Origin of the sequence: Streptomyces sp. NPDC007162 (genome assembly GCF_040634175.1) — a bacterium.
Classification (GTDB): domain Bacteria; phylum Actinomycetota; class Actinomycetes; order Streptomycetales; family Streptomycetaceae; genus Streptomyces.
Genome location: NZ_JBEYFC010000080.1, coordinates 1 through 25,531, shown reverse-complemented (window position 1 = coordinate 25,531; position 25,531 = coordinate 1). Strand labels below are relative to the sequence as shown.

The following is a 25,531-nucleotide window of genomic DNA, read 5'->3' as shown; positions in this document are numbered from 1 at the left end:
GGAGAGGTCGAGGACCACGCCGAAGGTGCAGCGGGCCACCTCCTCGGACGGGAAGTACCGGCCGGCACGCGGGATGTCGGGGGTGGACGACTGACGGCGCGACGGGCGGGCGTACGACCGTACCGCCACCGGGCGGGGTACGAACTCGTCGAACCAGCGTGCGAGTCGGGCGTCCCAGGGCAGCGGCGGATGGCTGAGCGCGCGGATCTCCTCGACCAGGGCGCCGGGCAGCAGGCCCCGTCCCTGCGACCGGTGCAGGTCGAGGCCCTGGCCGAGGCCCCGGCGGTAGAACTCGTCGAGGTCGACGTAGGCGCCCGGCGGTCCGAGCGGCGCGCCCAGGACGTCCCCGCGTCCCTTGCCGCGCAGGGTGGCGAGGCGCCGGGCCCGCCGCAGGTCGCCGGCGATCCGGTCGTACACCTCCTCCGCGGAGAGGTCCTTGAGCTCCGGGTCGTGCAGCAGTCCTTCGGGCATCGTGCCGACCTGCATCTCGACCAGCCAGCCGTTGATGACGTAGTCGCAGGCGATGTTGAAGAGGTAGGGGTCGCGGCCGCCGAGGCGGTCGCCGTGGCGCAGCGCGGCGTGCAGCATCTCGTGGGCGAGGACGAACCGCCACTCCTCGTCGTCCATCGTGCGCAGCGGGTTGACGTAGATCTCGCCGGCCTCGGGGTTGACGGCCGCGACGGCGATGTCGTGGGCGCGGGCCAGTTCGGCGTCGGCGACCAGCTTGATCCCGGCCGCGATGCCGCCGAGCAGCGGGTAGGAGGAGACGAACCAGCTCAGCGCCTGCTCCCAGGGGCGCAGCGGGGTCGGCGGGCCGGTCATCGTGGTGCGGCGGCCGCCTGCCAGGTCCATCGCGCGGGACATGGTGCGGGTCAGCGCGTGCGCGAACCCGAGCTGCCAGTCGGGCACCTGACCGGCCCACCGGTTCCAGGAGAGCAGCAGCTGGTCGGGGTCGCCGCCGTTGGTGCCGCCGCGCTCGTAGGCGGCGGGGACGCCGCCGGCCCGGCGCCAGCCCGCGGCGAGCCGGTCCTCGTCGCCCTCCGGGTAGGACGCGGGCAGGTGGTCGGGGGCCTCGCCGACCGGGAAGGTCTCCAGGAAGCGGTTGACGACGGTGCAGCGGGCGGCGAGGTCGTAGCGGTCCGGCTGGGTGCGCGGGCCGGTGGCGGCGGGCAGGTGGCCGAAGCCGAGGTGGATGGTGCAGTGGGCCAGCGCCCAGGCCCACTCGGCGGGTTCGGCGCGCCGGGTGGGGTGGGCGTGCAGGACGCCGTCGGAGTCGGCCCGTACCAGCCCCTCGCGTGGGGCGAGGTCGCACTTCTCGTGCCGGCAGATGGTGAACTCCACGGCGCGCAGGGCAGGGTTGGCGCGCAGCAGTTCGACCCCGGCGGCGAAGTTCTCGGCGGCCGGGTCCTGCTTCTTGCGAGGAGCGGTACGCCTCACCGGCGGGCCTCCACCAGCCGGGGCATGTCCCGGGCGGCCTCGATCAGGAACCAGGCGGGCAGCACCGGGTTGCCGTCGGCGTCGGAGGCGATCACGGTCTGGGCGACCTCGACGGAGATCTCCGCGAGCTGTACGAGGAGCGACTTGGCGCGGTAGGCGGCCGCCCGGCCGTTCGCCGACATGTGCTCCTTGGCGGCGGGCAGTTCCTTGACCAGCCGGCCGCGGAAGGACTCGGCGAGGTAGTACAGCAGGTCGCGGTCCTCGACGCGGTGCGGCCAGCCGGCGTCGCCCCGCAGGATCGCCTCGAGGCCGAAGCGGCTGCGCACGATCTTGACGTATCCGCAGAAGGCGGTCGCGTGCGCGGGGGTGAGCGTGCCGTGCGCGAGGACCTTCAGGGTGGCCTCGTCGAGGTCCCGTCCGAAGGAGTGCAGGGCGTCGGAGAGCATGTGCCAGGAGCGCGGGGTGGAGAACGGCTCCTCGGTCTTCGGCGGCTTGGACCACAGGTGGTCGGGCCGGTCGGTGAGGTGGTCGAGGATCCACGGGTGGATGCCGTTGCCCGCGGCCCAGGCGAGCCAGTCGTGCGCGGAGGCCTCCAGATGGACGTGGGCGAGGCGGTTGACCAGGGCGGAGGCGATGGGCCTGGCGAGGGCGTTGTCGGTGGCGCGGTTGCCGGCCCCGATCACGATCGACCCCTTGGGCAGTTCGTAGTTCCCTGTCCGGCGGTCCAGGATCAGCGAGTAGAACGCCTTCTGCACGTCGGGGGTGGCCGCGTTCAGCTCGTCCAGGAAGAGGCAGTACGGCTCGTCGCGGGCGATGGCCTCGGGCGGGCAGAACACCGAGCGGCCGTCGCGGATCTGCGGCACCCCGATCAGGTCCTCGGGGGCGAGCTGCGTACCCAGCAGGCTCACGCACTCCAGCCCCAGCGACTCGGCGAACTCCCGCACCAGGGAGGACTTCCCGATGCCGGGCGCGCCCCAGAGGAAGACGGGCCGCACGGTGGCCAGACCGAGGAGGAGTTCGGGGATACGGGCGGGCGTGACGGTGACGGCTGCCTGCAAAGGGAGGGCTCCTGAGGAGTGTTCGGGAGGGTCGCTTTCGACCGACTCGAACAGTGTGTGCCGGGATCCGGGCGAACGCAGCCGATTTTTCGCCGGTGGGGACGCGCCCCGACCGGCTACGCGGCCCTCTCCCCCTCCGCGGCCAGGGGAATCTGCGGCCCGTCCGCCTCCCGGAGCCACCGCCGCAGCACCCCGTGCACCGCCTCGGCCCCCACGAGCTCCTCCCCCTCCGCCACCGGAGCGGACACGCAGACCGGCGACAACAGGAACGGCCGCCCCTGCTCGCCGCCCAGTCCCCCGTGCGAGCCGATCTGCTCCTCGAACGCCAGGACCTCGCCGTCCTCCGGGTCGTACCAGGAGTTGACCATGATGTCGGCGGTGTGCGGGAAGGAGTGGGTGCGCCGGACGGCGTCCGCGGCGCCCGGTCCGAAGGCGGCCAGCGGTCCCGGCTGGGTGTCCAGCCGGTCGAGCGGGATCTCGGCGCCGTGGGCGCCTAGCACCATCCCGCCGTGTTCCTCGCTGCGGACCAGCAGGAAACCGATGCCGGGGTGGTTGGCGAGGGTGGTGAGCAGCGCCGGGTGGCGGACGTCCAGCTCCTCCTTGGTCATGCGGTGCGGCACGTCCGGGAAGGAGATCAGGCCGAGGTTGCCGGAGGCGAGCACGACGGGTTCCGAGTGCCGGGTCGGCCGGTGCTTCCCGCCGCCCTCCTCGACCGGTCTGCGCAGCGCCGCGCGGACGGCGGCGCGGGCCTCGGCGCCGCTGTGCGTGCGTTCGGCGCGGCGTGGCACGGGCAGTCCGCAGCCGGCCCTGACCAGGTCGCCGAGGGTGAGTCCGTAGCGGGAGCGGAAGGTCTCGCCGGGGCTCTGGCCGTGGTCGGAGAGGACGACGATCCGGTACTGCCGGGGGGCGTGCTCGGCGGCCTTCTCGATCAGGGCGAGGGCGCGGTCCAGGCGTTGCAGCACCTTGTCGGCGTCCCTGCTGTGCGGGCCGGAGTGGTGGGCGACCTCGTCGTAGGCGACCAGGTCGGCGTAGACGGCGCTGCGGCCGCCGAGCAGGTCGCCGATGACGGCGGCGACCACGACGTCCCGTTCGACGACCGTGGCGAAGGCCCGGACGAGGGGATAGAGGCCACCGCGGCCCACGCGCGGGCGCTGCCTGCGCAGCCGGGCCGTGACGGACTGGCCCACCTCCCGGCCGACCTCGGCGAAGAAGGAGAGGGCGGTGCGCACGGCGTTGGCGGGGTCGGCGAAGTAGGCGAAGTAGCCGGCCCGGGAGCGGTTCTTGCGGCCCCGGCGGCGGATCGCTATGGACAGCACCAGGGCCTGTTCCTCGGCGCCGCCGCTGAAGAGGTTGCCGCGGCTGGCACCGTCGAGGGTGAGCAGTCCCCCGTCGGCGGTGCGCTCGACGGCGCGGCGCTGGAGTTCGGCGGCGCTGGTCGGCCGGTTGCAGACCATCACCTCCTGGCTGTCCTTCTCGTACCAGCGGAACGCGGGGATGTCGAAGTTCGAACCGTGCAGGATGCCGAGCTGGCTGGCGCCGGTCTGGCTGGACCAGTCGGTGCGCCACGGGGTGAGCCGGTGGCCGGTGGCCAGCCAGGCGGCCACGGTGGGCATCAGGCCCCTGGCGACGGCGGCGGTGAGGACGTCGTGGCCGACGCCGTCGAGCTGGAGGAAGACGGTGCCGGGGGCGGTCGCGCAGGCGGGCTGGGATCTTCGGCGGCGGGTGGCCAGCCGGGACAGCCGGTGCCGGTAGGCGTCGTCGTCGCGGACGGCGAGGGCGCCGCCGGTGGCGGAGGCGACCGCGGACATCACGGCGGCCACGATCACCGCGGTCTCCGGGGCGGCCTCGCTCTGCCCGGAGGGGTTGATGCGCAGGGCGACCAGCAGCAGGGAGCCGTTGAGGAAGAAGACCAGCAGGCCCAGGACGAGGGCGGGCACCAGCAGCAGGAGTCGTACGAGCAGGGGCCAGACGACGGCGGACAGCACACCGAAGGCGCCGGCGCCGAGGGCCGCGGTCACCGCGATCCGGGTGGCGCTGTCACCGTCCGGGGACTGGAGCTGGAAGTCGGGCAGGATTCCGGCGAGCACCAGCATGGTGACGGTGGACACCGCCCACACCGTGGCACTCCGCCCGATCTGACTGACGACCCGCCGCCACCGCACGCCCCACCGACCTCGTCTCCGGGACCCGCGCCGCCCGCGGATCAGTCTGCCGACCAGACTGTCATACGGGCCTGAGTCCCTGGCCCTACCGCCCGTCGTACCCGGCCGTCGGCATGGAGAGACGCCGGTGCACCCGGGCCTTCATCTGGGCGTCGTAGCGGGGCTCGGCGCGGCCCACCGTCTCCACCCGGACCCCGCGTCGCGCGCACTCCGCCGTGAAGGCCTCCACCGACGACAGCGCGCTCTCCAGGACCCGTCTGCTCGGTGCCACGAAGACGTCGAGGCCGGGGCGGACGCCCGCCCACAGGGCGCTGTGGTCATGGCGCAGGCCACGGACCAGGAGTTCGCGGGCGACGACGTACCCGTGCTCCACGGCCCAGCGTGCGCACATCGCGTGCTGGCTGCGGGAGTCGACCAGGAAGGGGTCGATCTCCAGTTCCTCCAGGGGCGTAAGACTCGCGATGGCGGTCACCCGCACCCGTGCGAGCCCGCCGGAGGCACCTCGCACCTGTCCCATGGCGTCCCCCTCACCTCCGGGTTTCGCCGCCGACCCTACTCCTGCACGTAGGCTTCGGGGAGTCGCGCGAAGGAGGCAAAGAGGGTGCCGGTGGAGATCACCTGGTGGGGCCACGCCACCTGCACGATCGAGGATTCGGGCGTACGAGTGCTCACCGATCCCCTGTTCGCGCGCCGGCTCGCTCATCTGCGCCGCCGCCGGGGCGCCGCGCCCCCGCCCGAGGCCCGCCGTGCGGACCTCGCCCTCGTCTCCCACCTGCACGCCGACCATCTGCACGTCCCCTCGCTCGCCGGGCTCGCCCCGGGCACGCGCCTGCTTGTACCCCGGGGCGCACGACGCGCGGTGCCCGCGCTCCGTCGGCTCCGGCACCTGCGTGTCACCGAGGTCGGTGTCGGCGACGAGATACACGTCGGCCGGCTCGTCGTACGCGCCGTGCCCGCACTGCACGACGGCCGCCGGCTGCCGGTCGGCCCGCAGCGCTCCCCCGCCCTCGGGTATGTCGTCGAGGGCGCGGCACGGACCTACTTCGCCGGGGACACCGGGCTGTTCGACGAGATGGCCGAGGTGGTGGGCCCGGTGGACGTGGCGCTGCTGCCGGTCGGCGGCTGGGGGCCGTACCTCGGGGAGGGGCACCTGGACGCCGGGCGGGCGGCGCGGGCGTTGGCACGGCTGGCGCCCCGCAGCGCGGTGCCGGTGCACTACGGCACGTACTGGCCGATCGGCATGGACGCTGTGCGCCCCCATGAATTCCATGCGCCCGGTGACGAGTTCGTGCGCCTCGCGGCCGAGTACGCACCGCGGGTTGCGGTGCACCGGCTCGGCCACGGGGAGCGCGTGCGGCTGGAGGTCGCACGGTGAGACTGCTGCTGGTCATGGCGGCCGCCGGGTCCACCGCGGCGACGCCGTCGTCCGTCGGGTCCGCGCAGCAGGCGATCGGGTATCCGACGCTGTTCCTGCTGGTGCTGGTCGGCGCCTTGGTGCCGGTGGTGCCGACGGGGGCGCTGGTGAGTTCGGCGGCGGTCGTGGCGTTCCACCAGACGGCGCCGTTGGCGCTGGCGCTGGTGTTCGTGACGGCGTCGCTGGCGGCGTTCCTCGGGGACGCGGCGCTGTACTGGCTGGGGCGGCGTGGGCTGCGGTCGAAGAACGGATCGCGGTGGCTGGAGGCGATCCGGTCGCGGGCGCCCGAGGAGCGGCTGGAGCAGGCGCAGGGGAAGCTGGCCGAGCACGGGGTGGCGGTGCTGGTGCTGTCCCGGCTGGTGCCGGCCGGGCGAATACCGGTGATGCTGGCGTGCCTGCTGGCCGAGTGGCCGCTGCGGCGGTTCGCACGGGGGAACGTGGCGGCGTGTCTGGCGTGGGCGGCGACTTATCAGGTGATCGGGATTCTGGGTGGGTCGCTGTTTGCGGAGCCCTGGGAAGGGGTCGTGGTGGCGGTCGCGCTGACGGTGCTGATCAGTGTGACGCCGGGGTTGTGGCGACGGGTCCGGTCTTCGGCGTGACGGTGCGTCGCGGGGCGCGGGTGCGGTGTGGTTGCTCGCGCAGTTCCTTCCCCGGCGCCCCTGACGGGAGCCCTAGTTGACGGCGCTCCGCAGTGACGTCGGTTCCAGGATCCTCGAACCGCCCACCGGCAGGTCCCAGAGATCCTCCCGGTCCAAGCCCTCGCTGTCCCAGGCCGCCCGTACCCGGGTGAGTGGTTCCAGGACCGGTTCTGCCGACAGGATGAACGTGCCCCAGTGCATGGGGGCCATCCGCCGCGCCCCGACGTCCTGCACGGCCCGGACCGCCTCCTCCGGGTCGAGGTGGACGTCGCTGAGCCACCAGCGGGGGTCGTAGGCGCCGATCGGCATCAGGGCGAGGTCGATGCCCGGGTAGCGGTGGCCGATGCGGGAGAACCAGTGGCCGTAGCCCGTGTCGCCGGCGAAGTAGACGCGCTGTCCGTCGGGGCCGGTGAGCACCCAGCCGCCCCAGAGGCTGTGACAGGTGTCGGTGAGGGTGCGCTTGGACCAGTGGTGAGCGGGGACGAAGTCGAAGCGGACGCCGGACAGTTCGGCCGCCTCCCACCAGTCGAGCTCGGTGACGGTGGTGAAGCGGCGGCGCCGGAACCAGCCGCCGAGACCCGCCGGTACGAAGACGGGGGTGTCGCGCGGCAGCCGGCGCAGAGTGGGGGCGTCCAGGTGGTCGTAGTGGTTGTGGCTGATGACGACGGCGTCGATGTTTGGCAGCGTCTCCCAGGGGACGCCGACCGGGGTGACACGGGCCGGGGTGCCGAGGATCCGGCGGGACCAGACGGGGTCGGTGAGGACGGTGAGGCCGCCGATCCGGACGACCCAACTGGCGTGCCCCGCCCAGGTGACGGCGACGGCGCCGGCGTCCACGGGGGGCAACGGGCCGGGTTCGCAGGGCAGCCGGGCTATGTCGGCGAGCCCCTGGCGGCCGGGGCGGACGGAGCCCTCGCGGGCGAAGCGGGCCACGGCCTTGAGACCGGGCAGCGGGGCGGTGAGGCGATCGTGGAAGGTCCGCGGCCAGACCCGGAGTTCACCCAGCGGGCGGGGTTCGGCGAGCGGCGGGGACAGGGGCGCGGAGGGAGTGGGGGACGCGGGGGCGGTCGGCATGCCCGCGGGCGGTGTGTCGGCAGGCGTTGTGGCGGGCCCTTGCTCTTGCGTCTGCTGCGTCATCGAGGAGGCTCCCATCGCTGAGCGTCGTCGCGGAGATCGTCGAGTACCGACCTCAAGGACATCAACGCGCGTTGCACGTGTGGCAGTTCCAACGGCACGGGGGACGTGAGGCATTCCAGACGTTCCTCGTCGGTGCCGCCCAGCAGCGGCCCGGTGGCGAGCCGCACCCGCAGTGCGCCCAGGTCGTCGCCGAAGCGGTGGCCGCCAGGTGCGGGCATGCCGAGGCGCGCGCTGAGGAAGTCCTCCAACTCCTGTGCGTCGCCGACCCCTCGGGCGCCGAGCCCGGCCCGCAGCGGCTCCAGGTCGACGTACAGGTGCCGGCCGGCCTGCGGAGGCCGGGCCAGGGCGCCGCCGGCGACGACCGCGGTGTGCGCGGCGGCGGCCACGCGCGCGTGCAGTCGTACGGCGGCCGCGCGGCGTACGACGACGGGTTCGGGCTCGTCGAGCGCGTGGCGGGCGGCGACCGCGACCGGGCCGGCGAGGCGGGCGCCCATCGCGGTGAGGACGTCGAGCACGCGCGCGTGCAGTGCCGTACCGGTGTCGTCCGCCGGGAACCGGGCCACGGCGGCGGGCCAGCCCGCCGGCAGCAGGCCGCCGGCCAGGTCGGTGACGACGGTGACCCGGTCCGGGAGCATCTCCGCGGGACTGAGCAGCACGGTGGCGTCCGGGGCGTGCAGGGTGTCGCGCCAGGTCTCGTCGCTGACCAGGTGCAGCCCCTCGCCCGCCGCCGCCTCCACGGTCTCGTGCAGCAGTTCGGGCGGGGCGACGGTGGCGGTCGGGTCGTCGGCGACGGAGAGCACCAGCAGCCGCGGGTCGCCACCCTCGTCGCGGACCCGGCGCACCGTCTCCAGCAGTGCGTAGGGGTCGGGGGCGCCCCCGGACTCGGCCGGGGTGGCCACATGGAAGACGGGCCGGCCGAGCAGCCGGGCGTACGGTGCCCACCAGGCGGCGCAGGGACGCGGCACCAGGACGTCGCCGCCGAGTGCGGCGGTGAGCGCGAGGAGCAGGGCGGGGGCGCCGGGTCCGGCGGTGAGGCGGCCGGGCGAACCGGGCAGTCCGCGGCGCTCCCAGTAGCCGCGGGCCGCGTCCAGCAGCGCGGGCCCGCCGCCGACGGGTTCCTCCCCGCCCCGGCTCGCGGCGGCGGACAGCACGGCGGAGAGCTCGGGCAGCACCGGCAGCCCGTCGTCGGGGAGGGCCGGACCGAAGCGGACGGGCCCATGACCCTCGGCTTCGGTAGAGGTGCCGGGGGGCCGCTCGGCAGGCGTGCCGTGCGTCGGTCCGTGGCCCTCGGGGTCCGTCCGCCGCATGTCCGCCTCCGCGCAGTCCGTGGTGCCGTGTGCTGTCCGGGCCGTGCCGTGCTCACCGTGCGGGTGGCCTACGGTGCCGGAGTGGTCGCTCCGGGGTACCCGGTCTCGGCCGTGTCACCCGTCCGCGCCGGCCCGTCCGCCCCACAGCCGGTACGACCTGCCGCCCCACAGCCGGTAACCCGCGCCGCAGCAGGCGGCCGCGATCAGCAGCGCACCCGCGACCAGGGCGGGGACGGAACCGTTGTAGGAGCCGCCGTCGCCCGCCGCCACGCCGTGCTGCACGCCCGCCGGGGCACAGGCCGCGGCATCGCTCCGCGCCCCGTCGCACTCCCGCCCGCCACCGCCACCCCCGCAGGACTGCTGCGTCCCACCGGAACAGGGTCGTTCCCCGGCCTCCCAGGGGGCGGTGCCGTCACCCCCGTGTCCAGCCGCGCCGTCACCCCCGCGTCCAGCCGTTCCGTCGTCCCCGCGGAACTCCGCCGCCCCGTCGTCCGCGGGCGGTTCCATGGCGCTGCCGTCCCCGTGGGGAGCCGTGCCGTCGCCGCCGCCCGGGACCCTGCTCCCGTCGCCCTGCGGCCCTGTGATGTCGTCGCCGCCCGGGAGGACGCCCCCGCCGCCCTGCGGACCCGTGGCGTCGTCCCCGCGCGGGACCGCGGCCCCGCTGCCGTGGGAGTCCGCACCGCCCTGGTCCGGTGTGACGCCCGGGGCGGGCGGGCTCCAGGGCCGCTGCTGTCCGCCGCCCGCCCCCGCCGGGCAGGTCCCGTCGGCGGTGCGGGTACCGTCCGCGACGACGCCCGCCGTACCCCCCTCCGTATAGCTCTCACAGCCCACGGGGCTCGCCCCGGCGGCGGGGCCGGCGGCCGCGGCCGTACCGGCGACGCCGAACGCGGCACCCGTCAGGACGGCGACGGACAGGGCGCGAACGGTGCGGCGCATGGGGGGAACTCCTCGCACGTACGACTGCGGGGGCACGGGGCCCGTACCCCCGCAGCCATCACAGCCCGCCCCGGGCACCGCCGCGCGCGGCCGACCCCCATTCGCGGGACGTCCGCGCCCTTTCGGGTGACGTGATCGCCGGAACCGGCGTGCCGGGAACCGCCGGACGGATCCCGGTGTCGGCCCCCCGTCCTCGGGTACGCGGGCGGCACCCCCTGATGTACCTGGAGGGAGAACATGCAGCGAGGCAGCGACCGGCTGAACGTGCACCGGGACGACGAGATGAAACACGAGTTGCAGGGCCTGCTCAGGTCCGGTCATCCGACACGGAGCGAGGAGTGGAACGACCCCGAGCCGCCCGCCGACGACGATCCGGAGCTGTTCCGCGCCGGGGTGGCGCCCGGGGTCGGTGAGCAGCCGTCGCCGGAGGCGGTACGGCTGCTCCTGGCCCGGTCCCTGACCCGGCACGACTTCCCGGCGGAACCGAGCGAGCTGACCCGGACCCTGCGCCGGGGCCACGCCCCCGACGCCCTGGTCGAGCGGGTCTCCCGGCTGCCGCACCGCACGCGCTACGACAGCATGCTGGCGCTGGCGGAGGCGGTGACCGCCGGGGAGTGAGACCCGGGAGAAGGAGAGCCGGGGAACGGACAACACACCGCGCGCGGGACGACAGCCCGCGCGCGGAAGGGAGTGAACATCATGCGTATCGCGTTTCTGGCCGCGCCCGAGGGCGTCGAGCAGGTGGAGCTGACCGAGCCGTGGAAGGCAGCGTCCGACGCCGGGCACGAGCCGGTCCTGGTGTCGACGGAACCGGGGAAGATCCAGGGCTTCGACCATCTCGACAAGGCGGACACGTTCCCGGTGGACGAGGTGGTCGGCGAGACGTCGGCCACCTCGTTCGGGGCGCTCGTCCTGCCGGGCGGGGTCGCCAACCCGGACTTCCTGCGGATGGACGAGAAGGCCGTGGCGTTCGTGAAGGACTTCTTCGACGCGGGCCTGCCGGTCGCCGCCATCTGCCACGCGCCCTGGACGCTGGTCGAGGCCGACGTCGTACGCGGCCGGACGCTGACGTCCTGGCCGAGCCTGCGGACCGACATCCGCAACGCGGGCGGCACCTGGGTGGACGAGCAGGTCAAGGTCTGCGACGGCGGCCCGAACAAGCTGATCACCAGCCGCAAGCCGGACGATCTCAAGGCGTTCTGCGAGGCGTTCCTCGCCGTGTTCGCCGAGACCGGAAAGGCCGGCTGAGCAAGCGGTATCCCGCGGCGCCGAGGGAGTGGATCTCCGCGGCGCCGCGTTCAGCTCGCCGGGGTCCGCGGTGTCGCCGCCTCGGCGCAGCTGCGCTCCCGGGCACCCTCCCGGGTGCGGCCGGCGGCGACGAGGCGGCGCGGATTACGGCGCAGGTACTCGCCCTCCAGCTGGGCCATGCGCTCGTTGTGGGCGCGCAACGCGTCGTTGGAGCCGTACAGCAGGGTGTCGTGGCGCGTCCGGTGGATGGTCTCCAGCTCCTTCATGAGCTGCTGGTCGTCCAGCCGGCTGGGGTCGACTCCGGTCATGGTGGTACCCCGCTCGTCGTGTGGGTCCCGGCGGTCCGGATTCCTGCCTCCACTGTACGAACATCCGGGCCCGCGGGCCTCCCTACCGGGCGCGCTCCACACGGCGCTCGTCCCAGACCGGCTCGGCGGACTCCCGGACCCGGCCGTCACTGCCGAAGACCAGGTACCGGTCGAAGGAGCGGGCGAACCAGCGGTCGTGGGTGACCGCGAGCACCGTGCCGTCGAAGGCCTCCAGACCCTCCTGGAGGGCCTCGGCGGACTCCAGGTCGAGGTTGTCGGTCGGCTCGTCGAGGAGCAGCGCCGTCACGCCCTGCAGTTCCAGCAGGAGGATCTGGAACCGCGCCTGCTGGCCGCCGGACAGCCGCTCGAAGGTCTGCTCGGCCTGCTGGGTGAGTTCGTAGCGGCGCAGCCGGGACATCGCCGCGCCGCGGTCCTGGGCGTGTTCCGTCCAGAGGATGTCGAGGAGGACGCGGCCCTGCAGTTCGGGGTGGGCGTGGGTCTGGGCGAAGTGACCGGGCACGACGCGTGCGCCCAGCTTCCACTGACCCGTGTGCGCCACGTCCTCGCCGGCCAGCAGCCGCAGGAAGTGCGACTTGCCGGAGCCGTTGGAGCCGAGCACGGCGACCCGTTCGCCGTAGAAGACCTCCAGGTCGAAGGGTTTCATCAGGCCGGTGAGTTCGAGACCCGCGCAGGTGACGGCCCGTACGCCGGTACGGCCGCCCTTGATGCGCATCCTGATGTCCTGCTCGCGCGGCGGCTCCGGCGGCGGTCCCGCCTCCTCGAACTTGCGCAGCCGGGTCTGGGCGGCCGCGTACCGGGACGCCATCTCGTGGGAGACCGCGGCGGCCTGACGCAGCGTCAGAACGAGCTTCTTGAGCTGGGCGTGCTTCTCGTCCCAGCGGCGGCGCAACTCCTCGAAGCGGGCGAAGCGTTCCCGGCGGGCGTCGTGGTAGGTGGCGAAGCCGCCGCCGTGCACCCAGGCGTCGGCGCCGGTGGGCGAGGGTTCCACGGAGACGATCTTCTCGGCGGCCCGGGCGAGGAGTTCACGGTCGTGGGAGACGAACAGGACCGTCTTGCGGGTGTCCTTCAGCTGTTGCTCCAGCCAGCGCTTGCCGGGGACGTCCAGGTAGTTGTCCGGCTCGTCGAGGAGCAGCACCTCGTCGGCACCCCGGAACAGCGCCTCCAGCACCAGTCGCTTCTGCTCACCGCCGGAGAGGGTGCGCACCTGCCGCCACTGGGCCTTCTCGTAGGGCACCCCGAGGGCCGCGGTGGTGCACATGTCCCACAGCGTCTCGTGCTCGTAGCCGCGTACCTCGGCCCAGTCGGCGAGGGCCTGCGCGTAGCGCAGCTGGGCGGCCTCGTCGTCGACGGTCATGATGCCGTGCTCGCCCTCGTCCACGGCCCGCGCGGCCTTGCGGATCCCGGGCGGCGCGACCGACACCAGCAGGTCGCGCACGGTGGTGTCGTCCCGTACGGAGCCCACGAACTGGCGCATCACGCCGAGGCCGCCGCTCACGGTGACGGTGCCGCCGTGCGGCTTGAGCTCGCCGGAGATCAGCCGGAGCAGGGTGGTCTTGCCGGCGCCGTTGGGGCCGACCAGGGCGACGGCGGCGCCCTCCCCCACCCGGAAGGAGACGTCGCCGAGCAGCGCCCTCCCGTCGGGGAGGTAGTACTCGAGGTGCGCGGCTTCCAGATGTCCCATGGTCAGGGATTCTGCGGGGGGCACCGGGGGTGGGGCAAACCGTTATCGAGGCAGTTCTCCCGGTGCGGCCCGGTGGGGGCTGGTCGCGCGGTTCCCCGCGCCCCTTTCAGGGGCGTCCCGCACCCGGCGTCACTCGGCCAGGTCTTCCACGGCCTCGCCCGTCGGCCCGCTCGTCCCTGTCGGCTCCACGACCGCCCCTTCCCAGGACAGCGCCTTCCAGCCGTCGGCCGGGGAGCCCTCCAGGATCACCACGCCGGTGTTGCCGAGGGGGCGGGACGCGGCGAAGGGGACGTCGACGTTGGCCGCGCGGGCCGCCGTCCACATCCGGATCGCGGCGCCGTGGCTGACCATGGCGACCGTGCCGACACCGCTCCCGGCGGCCTCCTCGATCACCGCGTCGTAGCGGCCCAGCGCCTCGGTGCCGGTCTCGCCGCCCGGCATGCGCAGCCCCGTGTCGCCGGCCGCCCACGCGAAGACGGTCCGCATGTACTCCTCGCCGGCCGCGGAGTGGCCGGGCAGCATCTCCAGGTCGCCGGCGGAGATCTCGCGGATGCCGTCGCGGACGATCGGTTCGAGGCCGAGGGCGGCGGCCAGTGGTGCGGCGGTGAGGCGGGTGCGGGTCAGGGTGGAGACGTAGAGCGCCTCGATGTCCTCGGCTGCGAGGGCCGCGGGAAGGGCCGCCGCCTGCCGCTCGCCGAGGGCGGTCAGACCGGGCCCCGGGACGGCGGTGTCGAGCAGGTAGGCGACGTTGGCCGGGGTCTGCCCGTGACGTATGAGGAGCAGGCGCATCCGGGATTTCCTCTCAGTTCTCACTCGACCGCACCGCGTAGGGGCAGGAAACAGCCGCTTCAGGGTAACCGGACCCGCATGAGCCCAGATGTCGACCTGACCGTCCCGAAGCCCGGCCGGCACGCCCTGCGCGACCGGCTGCTCCGCCTCGACTCCCGTCTGTTCGAGGTGGCCGCCGAGCGGAACTGGCCGTTCGCCGAGCCGGTACTCCCCCGGCTGAGCCGCAGCGCGAACCACGGCGTGCTGTGGTTCGCGACGGCCGCCGCGGTGGCCGCGTCCCGCACCCCCCGGGCCCGCCGGGCCGCCGTCCGCGGCCTGGCCTCGCTGACCTTGGCCTCGCTCACCATCAACACCCTCGGCAAGCGCTCCGTACGCCGCCCGCGGCCGCTCCTCGACCCGGTCCCGGTGGCCCGGCAGCTGAAGCGGCAGCCGATCACCACCTCGTTCCCGTCCGGGCATGCCGCGTCGGCGGCGGCCTTCGCCGCCGGGGTCGCCCTGGAGTCCCCGGGCTGGGGTGCGGTGGTGGCGCCGGTGGCGTTCTCCGTCGCCATGTCCCGGGTCTACACGGGCGTGCACTTCCCGAGCGACGTGCTCTCGGGCGCGGCGCTGGGTGCCGGTGCCGCGTTCGCCGTACGTGCCCTGGTGCCGACCCGGGCGCAGACCGGTCCGCCGCCCCGGCCGCGCGCGAAGGCCCCGGCGCTGCCCGACGGGGAGGGGCTCGTGGTGGTCGCCAACCGCGCGTCGGGCAGTGCCGACCGGGTGCGGGCGCTGCACGACGAGCTGCCCGGGGCCGAGCTGGTGGAGTGCGAGCCCGACGAGGTGAAGGCCGAGCTGGAGAAGGCGGCGCTGCGGGCCCGGGTGCTCGGGGTGTGCGGTGGCGACGGCACGGTGAACGCGGCAGCCGCCACCGCCCTGCGCCATGGACTGCCGCTCGCGGTGCTGCCCGGCGGCACCCTCAACCACTTCGCCTACGACCTGAGCGTGGAGGACGGCCGGGGCCTCGCCCGGGCGGTGCGCGAGGGCGCGGCGGTGCGGGTGGACGTCGGCCGTTTCAGCTCCGGCGACCGGCAGGGCATCTTCCTGAACACGCTGAGCCTGGGTGTCTATCCGGAGCTGGTCCGGGAGCGGGAGCGGTGGGCGGGCCGGATCGGCAGCTGGCCCGCCGAGGTGCTGGCCGCGGTACGCGTGCTGCGCACGGACCGGCATCCGCTGAAGGTCGAAGTGCGCGGTGAGACGCACCCGTTGTGGCTGCTGTTCGTGGGCAACTGCCACTACCGCCGGATGGGTCTGGCGCCGGGCCGCCGTACCGACCTGGCGGACGGGCAGCTCGACGTGCGGGTGGTGCACGGCGGCCGGCATCCCGCGCTGCGGCTGCTGTCCGCCGCGCTCGCGGGCCCGCTCACCCGCTCCCCCGCGCATGCGGAGGCCCGGGTGAGCAGGCTCAGTCTGACGGGCGTCGCGCCCGGCACCCCGCTCGCCTACGACGGTGAAGTCGTCGACGTCACCGGCGGGATGACCGTCGAGAAGCTGCCGGAGGCGCTGACCGTGTACCGGCCGCTGCCCTGACTCCCAGCACACCTGATGTACCGTCAGTCCACATCGTAAAACGCGGGTCTCATCATTCGGCACACGGGCGTAGCGTTGCGGTGACCGCGGGACGGGGTCGTCCGGCCCCGTCCGCCGGTGTGACGCGAAGGGGTTGGGCCATGTCGAAGCCACAGGAGACCGCCGTCTACACGCACGGGCACCACGAGTCGGTGCTGCGTTCCCACACCTGGCGCACCGCCGCCAACTCGGCCGCCTACCTGCTCGGTTCACTGAAGCCGCACATGCGGATCCTGGACCTCGGCTGCGGCCCGGGGACCATCACCGCGGACCTGGCGGCCCTGGTCCCCGACGGCCGGGTCACCGGCGTCGACCGAGCACCGGACATCCTGGAGCAGGCCCGGGCGACCGCCGCCGGGCGCGGGCTGACGAACGTGGACTTCGCGGTGGCCGACGTGCACGCGCTGGACTACCCGGACGACACGTTCTGCGTGGTCCACGCCCACCAGGTGCTCCAGCACGTGGGCGACCCGGTACAGGCACTGCGCGAGATGCGCCGGGTCACCAGGCCGGGCGGCTTCATCGCCGTACGGGACTCGGACTACGCGGCGATGACCTGGTACCCGGCCGTGCCGGGGCTGGCGGACTGGCTGGCGCTCTACCGGCGGGTGGCGCGGGCCAACGGGGGCGAGCCGGACGCCGGGCGGCGGCTGAAATCCTGGGCCCTGGCGGCGGGGCTCACCGACATCACGGCCACCTCGGGCACCTGGACGTACAGCACGGCCGAGGAACGGCAGTGGTGGGGCGGGCTGTGGGCGGACCGCACCGTCGCCTCGTCCTATGCCGAGCGGGCCACCGAGGGCGGGCACGCGAGCGCGGAGGAACTGCGGGCGATCTCAGGGGCCTGGCGTCAGTGGGCACAGGAGGAGGACGGCTGGTTCGCCGTCCTGCACGGAGAGATCCTCTGCCGTAAGTGAGCCGGATCGCGCCGGCCGTGCTCGTGGTGGGGCGGCCCGGTCACTGGCGCGGCAGCAGCGGCCCCAGCGGCCCGAGGTCCAGGTTGAGGTCCTCGGGCCGCAGTCCGTAGCGGTCCCGCAGCTCGGCCATGCGGTCCTCCAGCAGCATCAGGGTGAGCCCGATCCGTTCCTCCTGCTGCTCGGTGAGGTCGCCCGTGTCGAAGCGGCGCAGCGCCTGCCGTTCCATCAGCTGGCGCAGCAACTCCACGACGGTCAGCACGAGCTTCACCAGGTCGCGCTCCACCGTGTCCGGGTCGAGGTCCATCCGGTTGCGGTGCTCGCTCACGTCGGCTCCCCCCAGGGTGCGGGCACTTGCGCGTTGACCGAGCTGATCAGCGCGTTCAGGTCGATGCGGACGAGGTCGACGTCCGCGATGCGCAGGGTGATGTCACCGGTGATGACGACCCCGCCGGCCAGCAGCCGGTCCAGCAGGTCCACCAGGGCGACCTCACGGCGTTCCACGACGGTCACCGCGCCTCCCCCTGCTCCTCCGGGCGCGCCACGGGCTCGGTGAAGGAATAGGCCGCCCAGGGTCCGGTGAGTTCCACCCGCATCCCCGGCGCCTCGTCCTTCGTACGGTCGACCAGTTCCACGAACTCCTCGGAATCCGCGCGCCGCACCAGATAGGCCGCGTTGAGCAGGTTCTGCCCGGGGACTCCGGAAAGCGAGGCGTTCTGCGGGGGGTGCAGCCGGGAGTCCTCGGCCGTGCGGGAAAGAAGCTCGTGCAGCCTGTGGGCGAATTCGTCGGCGGCCCGCCATCGCTCCTCGTGTTCGCGGGTGCGTGACCGTCGCTGCCGCAGGTAGTCACGTCCGCTGGCGGGGCGTCCGGCGGGCTCGGGAGCCCGCTCCTGCTCGGCGGGGTCGGCGTACAGCTTCACGCCCCACTCCACCCGGCCTTCGAGCCGGTCGAGGGTGTCCAGGAAGTCGGCCTCACGGGCCTCCATCATGGTCCGTACACCGCTGTCGTCGCGGAAGACCGTGGCGAGCCGCAGCGGAAGCGGGGTGGTGACCGTGGTGAGCGCGTCGATCACACCCTGGTGGGCGCGGGCGGTCGCGGCCAGCCAGTCCAGGTCCTCCAGATGGCCGCGCAGCGGCTCCTCGGCGAAGTCCCGCTCCGGGACCGTACTGACGACGGCCACCAGGTCGCGGTGCCTGAGCAGCCCCGGCGGGGTTCCGCCCACGCCGGTCAGCTGGGCCTGGAGGGCCGCCTCGAAGGGGCGGCAGACGGCGTAGACATAGCGGAGTCCGCCCTGTGCGGTCATCCGTCCTCCCTCTGGCGCTGCCCGCGTCCGGCCTCCAGCGCCTCCAGCGCCGCGAGCCGCTCCCGCAGCTCGTGGTTCTCCCTGGTGAGCTGGTCGCTCCGGGCGCGCGTCGACAGCTCCGGGTCGCGCTCCCACCAGTCGATTCCCATCTCCTTCGCCCGGTCGACGGAGGCGACGACCAGGCGGAGCTTGATGGTGAGCAGTTCGATGTCGAGCAGGTTGATCCTGATGTCGCCGGCGATGACGATGCCCTTGTCCAGGACGCGCTCCAGGATGTCGGCGAGGTTCGCACCACCGCCGCCGTCCCGCCCGTAGGACTCGGGCAGCCGGCCCGCCATCGTCATCGACGGCTCCCGGACTCGGCGTACTCGTCCTCGTCCTCGGATTCCTCCTCGGGTTCCTCCTCCTCGTCCTCCTCGTAGTCCCCGGCGTCCTCGTCGTCCTCGGCCTCGTACTCCTCAGGTCCCTCGGACCCGTCGGCCTCGTACTCCTCGGGCTCCTCGGTCTCCTCCTCATCGTCCTCCTCGGAGCCCTCGTCCGCCTCGTCGTACGGCTCCTCGCCCTCGTAGGACTCCTCTTCCTGCCCCTCCTCCTGGTCCTCGGCGTTCTCCTCCTCGGCCAGGGCGTCCTCGTGGCTGACGACGACCTCGCCGTCGCGGATCTCGCCGCGCCAGCCGTCGTCCACCTCGCCCTTCATGGAGATGTGGCGCGCGTAGTGCTTCAGGTCGAGCCGGGCGCGGCGGCCGGAGGCGCGCCAGATGTTGGCGGTCTTCTCGAAGAAGCCGCTGGGGTAGTACTCGATCACCAGCAGGATGCGGGTGAGGTTGTCGTCGAGCCGGTGGAAGGTCACGACGCCCTTGTGGGTGCCCTTGGCGCCCTCCGACGACCACTGGATGCGGTAGTCGGGGACCTGCTCCAGCGTCTTGCCCTTCCAGCTGCGGCTGGACCACCAGATCTTGCCCTGCCAGTCCGACGTGGTGTCGTCGGCGCGACCGGCGCTCTTGACGCCCTTGGCGAAGGTGCTGAAGTCCTGGTAGCGGGTCCACTGGTCGTAGGCGGTGCGCACCGGGACACCTACGTCGACGGATTCGATGATGACGGTCGGCTTCTGCCCCGAGCCCTTGCCCTTCCCCTTGCCCTTGCCGCCCCCCAGGTTCTTCACCTTGTCCATGACGGTGTCCTTGGCGTGGGAGAGGCCCAGCTCCACTGCGGAGCGCACCGGGCCCTTGCCCTCGGCGACCTTGCGGCCGGCGTCGAGGGCGAGTTTGCCGAAGCCAGGGCTGTTGCCCTCGGCGATGTCGTTGAGCTTGCCCGTGGCCTCGCCGAGCTTGGTCCCCGCGCCCACCAGCAGGCGCTGGGCCTGGGCGGCGAGGTACTCCTGGAGTTCCGCCTTCAGGCGGTCGGCGGCCTCGGAGCGGGCCGCGTTGCCGATCGGTCCGGTGTTCACCGGTCACCGCCTCCCTTCGGCCGGGCCCGGCCGGCCGTCTTCTTGGCGGCGGCCCGGCCCTGTGCGGCCTTCTTGGCCGGAGCCTTCTTCGCGGCGGCCTTCTTGGCCGGAGCCTTCTTGGCGGGGGCCTTCTTGGCCGCGGCCTTCTTCGCCGTCCGCTCGGCGTGCGGCCCGTCCCGGCCGTCCTCGGCCCGGTCGCGCCCGTCACGCCCCTCGTCGTCCTCCGCCTCGTCGCCGTTGTCCGCGTTCTCGGCGTTCTCGGCGTCCTCGTCGGCGTCGGCCTCCTCGTCGTCCCGACCGCCGAGACCGAGGTCACCGGAGTCCGGTACGACGCCGGCCAGCTGGTCGCGCACCTCGGCGGTACGGCCGTGCAGCCGGTCGGCGAGGGAACCCAGCTGGCGTTCGACCATGGCGCCGGAGGCGGCCTTGCCGACTCCGCGCAGGTCCTGGCGCAACTGGTCGCCGATCTCCTTGAACTGCGGGTTGTCACGCAGTTGCTGGTTGGCGAGGTCCAGCAGTGCCTTCGGACCCAGGTTCAGCCGTTTGCCCGCCACCAGCGAGCCCACAGCGAGGGCCATTTTGAGCTTCTTGGTGCGGCCCAGGAGATATCCGGCCCCGATCGCGAGGCCCAGTCCCATGCGATTCATATATGCGTCCCATTGCCGTGCCCCGCGTCGTTGCGCAGGGCGGTCTCCAGCCGGTCGAGGAGTTCGTCCTCGGCCCGGTCGAACTCCTCCTCGTCGATCTCGCCGGCTTCCAGCCGCTCTTCCAGACGGGCCAGCTCGGCCCGGACGGTGGCGGGGTCGTAGTAGATCCGCTCCGCCTCGTGCACGACCTGCTCGACGACCCAGGCGCTGCCGCGCACGGGCGCGAACGGCAGTAGCAGCAGCTCCTTGATCAGTCCCATGAGCCTTACTCCTGACCGCCCTCCGCGCCGCCGGCGATGGTGCCCGCGGGCTCGGAGGGCCCGGGTTCGACAAAGCTGTACGGCGGCAGCGGGCCGTTGACCCGCACGTCGAGGTGCGGGTGGCTCTTGCGCAGCTGGTCGACCTGGGCGAGGAACTTCTCGGCCTCGGCCCGGTCCACCAGGAACGACAGGTTGGTGAGCCAGCCGGTCGACTCCGGGCCCACGCTCACGGCCGCGGCCTCCGGCTCCAGTGCCTGCTGCACCTCCACCGCGTCCTCGGCCTCCCGGGCCTGGACGGCGGCCGCCACCATCTCGCCGAGCTGCAGCCGGCTCTCGTAGCTGCCGCCGCCGGACCTGCGGTTGGACTCGGCCAGGGCGCGGAGTTCCGCGTTCTCGGACATCACGCGATGCAGCACGGCGTCCTCGATGTGGCTGGCCTTGATGTTGTACTCGACCCTGCCGTCGAGGGTGCGCAGCCGTTCCAGATAGTGGTCGGCGCGTTCGGCGAGCACTCCGGCGACGGTCTCGTCGTCGGGGGCCACGCTGCCGAACCGCATCGGCAGCACACAGCCGCCGCCCCCCGCCTCCGCCAGCACGTTCTGGTGGGCGAGGAGGTCCCGGCGCTTGGGCCGCAGCCCTTCGGGGGCCTCGCTGACCACCGCGGACAGCTCACCCTCGGTGATCACCCGCACCTGGCAGGGCGGGTCGCCCACCCCGCCCATGCCCTCCGGCAGGGAGGGGTGCCCGGCGGCCGTGATGCCGTATACGTACGTACTCACTCCTGCTCCTCCCTCTCCTTGCGGCGGGACGTGGTCGACTTACGCGCACGGGGCCTGGACTCGGTCTCGCCCGAGTGCTCGTCGCGGGCCTGCTGGAAGGCGTCGGAGATGGTCTGGGCGGCGCCGGACAGCGCGCCCTTCGACTTCCCGCGGGCGCCGGACTCGGTGACCTCACCGACGATCTCGGGAAGGCCCGGGCTCTTGTTGGGGCCCGACTCCAGGTCGAGCCGGTTGCAGGCCTCGGCGAAGCGCAGGTAGGTGTCGACGCTGGCGACGACGACGCGTACGTCGATCTTCAGGATTTCGATGCCGACGAGAGAGACCCGCACGAACGCGTCGATGACCAGTCCTCGGTCGAGGACGAGTTCGAGCACGTCGTAGAGGCCGCTGGAGCCGCCTCCGCCGGTCTGTTGTGCGGGTACTACGGTCATACCTGTCCGACCTCCTTGTCGTGAGAACGCTCCGCGGGCGGGCGGCCTAGCGGCCGCCGGACCTGTGTGCGGTGTCGGCACGTCCGCGCTCGTAGCGGCGGACCCGCCGGTATCCGGTGAGCTGCCCCTGCGGGTCGAGTTCGACCTGGTAGCTCGCCATCAGGCTCATCGTGTCCGGCACCCTGGGGAGTTCGAGCACCTCGACCTCCAACGCCCAGCCGTCCTCCGTCTGTTCGAAGGAGGACACCGACTCGGCGGCCATGCCGGTGAGTTCGGCGAGCTGGGCGCGTGCCTGGCGCAGTACGTCCATGGGACCGGGCCGGTCCTTCGCGGGCGCGTCGGGTTCGTCGTCGCGGTTGCGTTCCTGGCGTGAATTGTGTGTCTGAGACGTGTCGTGTGTGTTCGTCATGGCCACCTCTTGGTTCGAGTGGCCTCAGGTACCCCGATCAAACCTTCACATTCGGCCGGACACTTTGCGCGGTCGGACGGCTTCCCTGCGTAGCGCCTCCAGCCTTCGCCGGGCCGGACCGAGCGCCCGGCCACGGCCGGACAACCCGGCCCAGGGTCTGGTGCGGGCCTGGTCGACGGCGTCGGCGATCGTCCACCGGCGGGCGTCGACGGCGGGGTCGGCGAGCTGGTCCCAGCTGACGGGTACGGCGACGGGCGCGCCGGGCCTGGCCCGCACCGTGTAGGGGGCCACCGCGGTCTGCGCGTAGGCGTTGCGTCCCATGTCCAGGAAGAGCCGGTCGCCCCGGTCGTCCTTGCGGACGGCGGTGGTGAGCCGGTCGGGGTGCTCGGCGGCGAGCAGCTCGGCGAGGTCGTGGGCGAACGCACGGACCTCGTCGAAGTGGTGCCTGCCGTTCAGCGGTACCACGAGGTGGACGCCGCGGGAGCCGGTGGTCATGGGTGCCGACGGCAGCCCGAGCCGGTCCAGCAGCTCACCCGCCCAGCCGGCGGCCTGGCGGACCGCGGCGAAGTCGTCGCCGGGCGGGTCCAGGTCCAGGACCAGCCGGTCGGGGCGGTCGGGGTGCTCGGCGCGGGAGAGCCAGCGGTGCAGGGTGATGCAGGCCTGGTCGGCGAGGTGGACGAGGGTGGCGGTGTCGCCGCAGACCACGTGGGTCACGGTGCCGCCCTCCTTGGCGACCGTGGCCCGCTCGATCCAGTCCGGGTAGTGGTCCGGGGTGTTCTTCTGCATGAACCGGGGGCCGCCCAGGCCGTCCGGGTACCGCTCCAGCATCAGCGGGCGGCCGCGCAGCTGGGGCAGCATATGGGGCGCGACGGACCGGTAGTAGTCGACGAGGTCGGCCTTGGTGTACTCCTTCGCCCCGCCCCCGCCCCCGTCGCCGTCGCCGCCGGGGAAGAGGACCTTGTCCGGCCGGTGCAGTTCCACCGTGCGGCGGCCGGCCCGTACCGGCCGCGTTGCGCCGTCGGTCACCGCACGACCGCCTCCTCCACCAGCAGCCGGCCGGCGGCCGCGATCGCCTCGGCGTCGATGCCGGCGGCGTGCAGCTGCTGGTCGGGGGCGGCCGACCCCGGCATGGTCCGTACGGCGAGCCTGACCAGGCGCGGTACCGGCCTGCCGTCCGTGAAGGCCTCCGCGACCGCGTCGCCGAGGCCGCCCTCCTCATGGTGGTCCTCGACGGTGAGCAGGCAGCCGGTCTCCTCGGCGGCCCGGTGCAGTGTCTGCCGGTCGACGGGCTTGACCGAATACAGGTCGACCACCCGGATCCGGATGCCGTCCTCGGCCAGCGCGTCGGCGGCCTTCAGCGCCTCGTGCAGGGTGACCCCGGCGGCGACGACCGTCAGCCGGTCCTCGTCCGAGGAGCGCAGCACCTTGCTGCCGCCGACCGGGAAGTCCTCGTCCGGGCCGTAGATCACCGGGCTCGCGCCGCGGGAGGTGCGCAGGTAGCGGATGCCGTCGAGGCCGGCCATGGTGGCGACCAGCTTGGCGGTCTGGTTGGCGTCGCACGGGTAGAGCACGGTCGAGCCGTAGACCGAGCGGAACATCGCCAGGTCCTCGAGGCCCATCTGCGAGGGCCCGTCCTGCCCGATCGCCGCGCCCGCGTGCGAGCCGACCAGGTTGATGCCGCTGCCGCTGATCGAGGCCATCCGCACGAAGTCGTGGGCACGGGTGAGGAAGGCCGCGAAGGTCGAGGCGTACGGCACCCAGCCGCGCGTCGCCATGCCGACGGCGCCCGCCACCAGTTGCTGCTCGGCGATGTAGAACTCGAAGTAGCGGTCGGGGTGTTCCTTGCCGAAGAGTTCGGTACGGGTGGAGTCGCCGACCTCGCCGTCCAGTGCGACGACGTCGGCGCGCGCGGTGCCGAGCGCGACCAGCGCCTTGCCGAAGGCGTCGCGGGTGGGGACCTCGTCCCCCTTGTCGTAGCGCGGGAGTTCGAGCGGGCCGGTGGGCACGGAGTGCAGCGCCCGGGCCGCCGCCGGCTCGTGCACGTGGACCCGCAGGTCCCGGACTCCGCCGAGTTCGGCGACGGCCTCCTCGGCGTCGGGCACCGGCTTGCCGTGCATGCCCTCGCGGTCCTCCACGGCCTTGACGCCCCGGCCCTTGCGGGTGCGGGCGAGGATGGCGGTGGGCTGTCCGGCGGTGGACGCGGCCTCGCCGCAGGCACGGTCGACGGCGTCCACGTCGTGGCCGTCGATCTCCACGGTGTGCCAGCCGAACGCCTGGAAGCGGCGGGCGTAGGCGTCGAGGTCGTGGCCGTGCCGGGTGGGGCCGCGCTGGCCGAGCCGGTTGACGTCCACGATCACGGTGAGGTTGTCGAGGTGCTCGTACCCGGCGTGCTCGGCGGCCTCCCACACGGAGCCCTCCGCCAGCTCGCTGTCCCCGCACAGCACCCAGACCCGGTAGCGGCCGTGCTCCAGCCGCTTCCCGGACAGGGCGATGCCGACGCCCACCGGCAGGCCCTGGCCGAGCGAGCCGGTGGCGGTCTCGACCCACGGCAGCCGGCGCGGGGTGGGATGCCCCTCCAGGTGGCTGCCGAGCTTGCGGAAGGTGAGCAGTTCGGCGTCGTCGATGGCGCCGGCCGCCTTGTACGCGGCGTAGAGCAGGGGCGAGGCGTGGCCCTTGGACAGGATGAAGCGGTCGTTGCCGGGATGGCTGGGCCGGTCGAAGTCGTAGCGCAGATGACGGGCGAGCAGGACCGCCATCACGTCGGCGGCGGACATCGACGAGGTCGGATGCCCGGACTCGGCCGCGGCGGCCGCACGCACGCTGTCCACCCGCAACTGCTGTGCGAGTTCTACGAGTTCGGCGGTGTTCATGGGGCTCCTTCCGGGAAGTCTCACGGTTGCGCGGTGTGGTCACGGAGGGGTCGCAGGCCTGCCGCACGCACACGGGCGGCGCGTACCCGTGCCGGTGGCCACGCTCCGGAGCGGACCGGCCACGGTGCGCCTCCGAGGGGGCGACGGGCACCTCCCACGTAACCGTAGGCGGGCGCGCCGGACGCCGCCCGCCGAAGGCGTCCCGTCCGGGACGCGTCGGGTGCGGCTCGCGCGGCGCCACCTCTGTGGGGGTGGACCGGCTCAGGTCCGGTGGCGCGGCGTGATCGGGTTCATGTCGTTCGTGGCGTCAGGGGCGGGGGTGGCCGGCGGGGTGGGCGGCATCGGCGGGTACGGGACGCCGAGTCCGTTCGGCGGCCCGGCGGGGGCCATGCCGTCGGCCGCCGCGTGCGGGGCGTGCGGCCGCTTCGGGCGGCCCGCCTCCCTCAGCAGGCAGGCGACCGCACCGAGGAGCACCGCGGTGATCAGCGCCGCGGCCCAGCCGGGCAGCACGATCGCCAGCGCCAGCCCCACGGCCAGCGAGACCGCGGCCCCCGCGTACAGGGCGGCCGCGCCCGAAGCGGCGTACATGGCCGCCGTGCGCCGCCGCTTGCGGCCCTGCTCGCGCAGTTCGTCGCGTACGGTCTCGCGGGCGACCTGCGCCCCTTGTCGATGAGCGCCTCGATCAGCCCTTCAGCGTCGAGGTCGAAGGCCCGGCGGTCCTCCGTCCCG

The 25,531-nt window shown here is 73.5% G+C and carries 28 protein-coding genes and 1 pseudogene; 6 read left to right on the top strand and 23 right to left on the bottom strand.

Annotation, left to right across the window (positions count from 1 at the left end; translation table 11 throughout):
• The 4 genes from ABZ646_RS12645 to ABZ646_RS12630 form a co-directional block, all read right to left on the bottom strand.
• On the bottom strand, positions 1-1,437 hold a 1,437-nt coding region (locus ABZ646_RS12645; protein WP_360516785.1), incomplete at its 3' end, for a hypothetical protein.
• On the bottom strand, positions 1,434-2,495 hold the full coding sequence (locus tag ABZ646_RS12640) for a MoxR family ATPase (protein WP_360516782.1): 1,062 nt from the start codon (positions 2,493-2,495) through the stop codon (positions 1,434-1,436). The genes ABZ646_RS12645 and ABZ646_RS12640, both read right to left, overlap by 4 nt.
• A 116-nt stretch (positions 2,496-2,611) precedes the next feature.
• The gene (locus tag ABZ646_RS12635; RefSeq protein ID WP_360516779.1) at positions 2,612-4,612 is read right to left on the bottom strand and encodes an alkaline phosphatase family protein; all 2,001 of its coding nucleotides are present in this window, start codon (positions 4,610-4,612) and stop codon (positions 2,612-2,614) included.
• A gap of 130 nt (positions 4,613-4,742) precedes the next feature.
• Positions 4,743-5,174 carry a hypothetical protein gene (locus ABZ646_RS12630; protein ID WP_360516776.1) on the bottom strand — a complete coding sequence of 144 codons (432 nt, stop codon included), beginning with the start codon at positions 5,172-5,174 and terminating at the stop codon, positions 4,743-4,745.
• 84 nt (positions 5,175-5,258) lie between these two features.
• Here ABZ646_RS12630 and ABZ646_RS12625 point away from each other — a divergent pair, with 84 nt between their 5' ends.
• Positions 5,259-6,032: an MBL fold metallo-hydrolase gene (locus ABZ646_RS12625; RefSeq protein ID WP_360516773.1), complete on the top strand. Its 774-nt coding sequence runs from the start codon at positions 5,259-5,261 to the stop codon at positions 6,030-6,032.
• A 14-nt stretch (positions 6,033-6,046) separates the two neighbouring features.
• Entirely contained in the window at positions 6,047-6,670 is a 624-nt protein-coding gene (locus ABZ646_RS12620; RefSeq protein ID WP_360516788.1) for a VTT domain-containing protein, read from the top strand.
• 72 nt (positions 6,671-6,742) lie between these two features.
• Here ABZ646_RS12620 and ABZ646_RS12615 read toward each other — a convergent pair whose 3' ends face one another.
• The 3 genes from ABZ646_RS12615 to ABZ646_RS12605 all read right to left on the bottom strand — a co-directional run bounded on the left by ABZ646_RS12615 (position 6,743) and on the right by ABZ646_RS12605 (position 10,089).
• Positions 6,743-7,846, bottom strand: a complete 1,104-nt coding sequence (locus tag ABZ646_RS12615) for an MBL fold metallo-hydrolase (protein WP_360516770.1) — start codon at positions 7,844-7,846, stop codon at positions 6,743-6,745.
• Entirely contained in the window at positions 7,843-9,153 is a 1,311-nt protein-coding gene (locus tag ABZ646_RS12610; protein ID WP_360516767.1) for an aminotransferase class I/II-fold pyridoxal phosphate-dependent enzyme, read from the bottom strand. The genes ABZ646_RS12615 and ABZ646_RS12610 overlap by 4 nt, the downstream gene beginning before the upstream one ends.
• Positions 9,154-9,267: 114 nt before the next feature.
• Positions 9,268-10,089, bottom strand: coding sequence for a hypothetical protein (locus tag ABZ646_RS12605; RefSeq protein ID WP_360516764.1), 822 nt, complete (start codon positions 10,087-10,089; stop codon positions 9,268-9,270).
• A 237-nt stretch (positions 10,090-10,326) separates the two neighbouring features.
• On the opposite strand from ABZ646_RS12605, the gene ABZ646_RS12600 reads away from it, so the two are divergent.
• Both ABZ646_RS12600 and ABZ646_RS12595 read left to right on the top strand, forming a co-directional pair.
• The gene (locus tag ABZ646_RS12600; RefSeq protein ID WP_360516761.1) at positions 10,327-10,707 is read left to right on the top strand and encodes a DUF2795 domain-containing protein; all 381 of its coding nucleotides are present in this window, start codon (positions 10,327-10,329) and stop codon (positions 10,705-10,707) included.
• Between the two features lie 81 nt (positions 10,708-10,788).
• Complete coding sequence (locus ABZ646_RS12595) at positions 10,789-11,337, top strand: type 1 glutamine amidotransferase domain-containing protein (protein ID WP_360516758.1); 549 nt, start codon at positions 10,789-10,791, stop codon at positions 11,335-11,337.
• Positions 11,338-11,387: 50 nt separating this feature from the next.
• Here the strand turns inward: ABZ646_RS12595 and ABZ646_RS12590 are convergent, their stop codons facing one another.
• The 3 genes from ABZ646_RS12590 to ABZ646_RS12580 all read right to left on the bottom strand — a co-directional run bounded on the left by ABZ646_RS12590 (position 11,388) and on the right by ABZ646_RS12580 (position 14,136).
• Positions 11,388-11,645 carry a DUF6158 family protein gene (locus tag ABZ646_RS12590; RefSeq protein WP_358984514.1) on the bottom strand — a complete coding sequence of 86 codons (258 nt, stop codon included), beginning with the start codon at positions 11,643-11,645 and terminating at the stop codon, positions 11,388-11,390.
• A gap of 82 nt (positions 11,646-11,727) precedes the next feature.
• On the bottom strand, positions 11,728-13,347 hold the full coding sequence (locus tag ABZ646_RS12585) for an ATP-binding cassette domain-containing protein (RefSeq protein WP_360516754.1): 1,620 nt from the start codon (positions 13,345-13,347) through the stop codon (positions 11,728-11,730).
• A 129-nt stretch (positions 13,348-13,476) separates the two neighbouring features.
• Positions 13,477-14,136 carry a histidine phosphatase family protein gene (locus tag ABZ646_RS12580; protein WP_360516752.1) on the bottom strand — a complete coding sequence of 220 codons (660 nt, stop codon included), beginning with the start codon at positions 14,134-14,136 and terminating at the stop codon, positions 13,477-13,479.
• A gap of 78 nt (positions 14,137-14,214) precedes the next feature.
• Between ABZ646_RS12580 and ABZ646_RS12575 the strand changes: the two genes are divergently transcribed.
• Together ABZ646_RS12575 and ABZ646_RS12570 are read left to right on the top strand one after the other, a co-directional pair.
• Positions 14,215-15,702 carry a phosphatase PAP2 family protein gene (locus tag ABZ646_RS12575; RefSeq protein ID WP_360516749.1) on the top strand — a complete coding sequence of 496 codons (1,488 nt, stop codon included), beginning with the start codon at positions 14,215-14,217 and terminating at the stop codon, positions 15,700-15,702.
• 140 nt (positions 15,703-15,842) lie between these two features.
• The gene (locus ABZ646_RS12570; protein WP_360516746.1) at positions 15,843-16,658 is read left to right on the top strand and encodes a methyltransferase domain-containing protein; all 816 of its coding nucleotides are present in this window, start codon (positions 15,843-15,845) and stop codon (positions 16,656-16,658) included.
• A gap of 40 nt (positions 16,659-16,698) precedes the next feature.
• Here ABZ646_RS12570 and ABZ646_RS12565 read toward each other — a convergent pair whose 3' ends face one another.
• The 13 genes and pseudogenes from ABZ646_RS12565 to ABZ646_RS12505 all read right to left on the bottom strand — a co-directional run.
• Positions 16,699-16,962: a gas vesicle protein K gene (locus ABZ646_RS12565; RefSeq protein WP_360242334.1), complete on the bottom strand. Its 264-nt coding sequence runs from the start codon at positions 16,960-16,962 to the stop codon at positions 16,699-16,701.
• A 17-nt stretch (positions 16,963-16,979) separates the two neighbouring features.
• On the bottom strand, positions 16,980-17,168 hold the full coding sequence (locus ABZ646_RS12560; protein WP_046730146.1) for a gas vesicle protein: 189 nt from the start codon (positions 17,166-17,168) through the stop codon (positions 16,980-16,982).
• Positions 17,165-17,959: a GvpL/GvpF family gas vesicle protein gene (locus ABZ646_RS12555; RefSeq protein WP_360516743.1), complete on the bottom strand. Its 795-nt coding sequence runs from the start codon at positions 17,957-17,959 to the stop codon at positions 17,165-17,167. The genes ABZ646_RS12560 and ABZ646_RS12555 overlap by 4 nt, the downstream gene beginning before the upstream one ends.
• On the bottom strand, positions 17,956-18,303 hold the full coding sequence (locus ABZ646_RS12550; protein ID WP_360516740.1) for a gas vesicle protein: 348 nt from the start codon (positions 18,301-18,303) through the stop codon (positions 17,956-17,958). The genes ABZ646_RS12555 and ABZ646_RS12550 overlap by 4 nt, the downstream gene beginning before the upstream one ends.
• Complete coding sequence (locus tag ABZ646_RS12545) at positions 18,300-19,406, bottom strand: SRPBCC family protein (protein ID WP_360516737.1); 1,107 nt, start codon at positions 19,404-19,406, stop codon at positions 18,300-18,302. Before ABZ646_RS12545 ends, ABZ646_RS12550 begins: the two co-directional genes overlap by 4 nt.
• On the bottom strand, positions 19,403-20,053 hold the full coding sequence (locus ABZ646_RS12540; protein WP_360516734.1) for a DNA primase: 651 nt from the start codon (positions 20,051-20,053) through the stop codon (positions 19,403-19,405). The genes ABZ646_RS12545 and ABZ646_RS12540 overlap by 4 nt, the downstream gene beginning before the upstream one ends.
• The gene (locus ABZ646_RS12535; RefSeq protein ID WP_360516731.1) at positions 20,050-20,313 is read right to left on the bottom strand and encodes a gas vesicle protein GvpG; all 264 of its coding nucleotides are present in this window, start codon (positions 20,311-20,313) and stop codon (positions 20,050-20,052) included. The genes ABZ646_RS12540 and ABZ646_RS12535 overlap by 4 nt, the downstream gene beginning before the upstream one ends.
• 5 nt (positions 20,314-20,318) lie before the next feature.
• Entirely contained in the window at positions 20,319-21,092 is a 774-nt protein-coding gene (locus tag ABZ646_RS12530) for a GvpL/GvpF family gas vesicle protein (protein ID WP_360516729.1), read from the bottom strand.
• Positions 21,089-21,523 carry a gas vesicle structural protein GvpA gene (locus ABZ646_RS12525; protein WP_132893764.1) on the bottom strand — a complete coding sequence of 145 codons (435 nt, stop codon included), beginning with the start codon at positions 21,521-21,523 and terminating at the stop codon, positions 21,089-21,091. The genes ABZ646_RS12530 and ABZ646_RS12525 overlap by 4 nt, the downstream gene beginning before the upstream one ends.
• 46 nt (positions 21,524-21,569) lie before the next feature.
• The gene (locus ABZ646_RS12520; RefSeq protein ID WP_360516726.1) at positions 21,570-21,932 is read right to left on the bottom strand and encodes a gas vesicle protein; all 363 of its coding nucleotides are present in this window, start codon (positions 21,930-21,932) and stop codon (positions 21,570-21,572) included.
• Between the two features lie 45 nt (positions 21,933-21,977).
• Positions 21,978-22,958, bottom strand: a complete 981-nt coding sequence (gene ligD / locus ABZ646_RS12515; protein ID WP_360516723.1) for a non-homologous end-joining DNA ligase — start codon at positions 22,956-22,958, stop codon at positions 21,978-21,980.
• Positions 22,955-24,802 carry a transketolase gene (locus ABZ646_RS12510; RefSeq protein WP_360516720.1) on the bottom strand — a complete coding sequence of 616 codons (1,848 nt, stop codon included), beginning with the start codon at positions 24,800-24,802 and terminating at the stop codon, positions 22,955-22,957. Before ABZ646_RS12510 ends, ligD begins: the two co-directional genes overlap by 4 nt.
• Positions 24,803-25,063: 261 nt before the next feature.
• A pseudogene (locus ABZ646_RS12505) lies at positions 25,064-25,462 on the bottom strand (phage holin family protein); the annotation flags it as partial.
• Positions 25,463-25,531 lie beyond the last annotated feature (69 nt).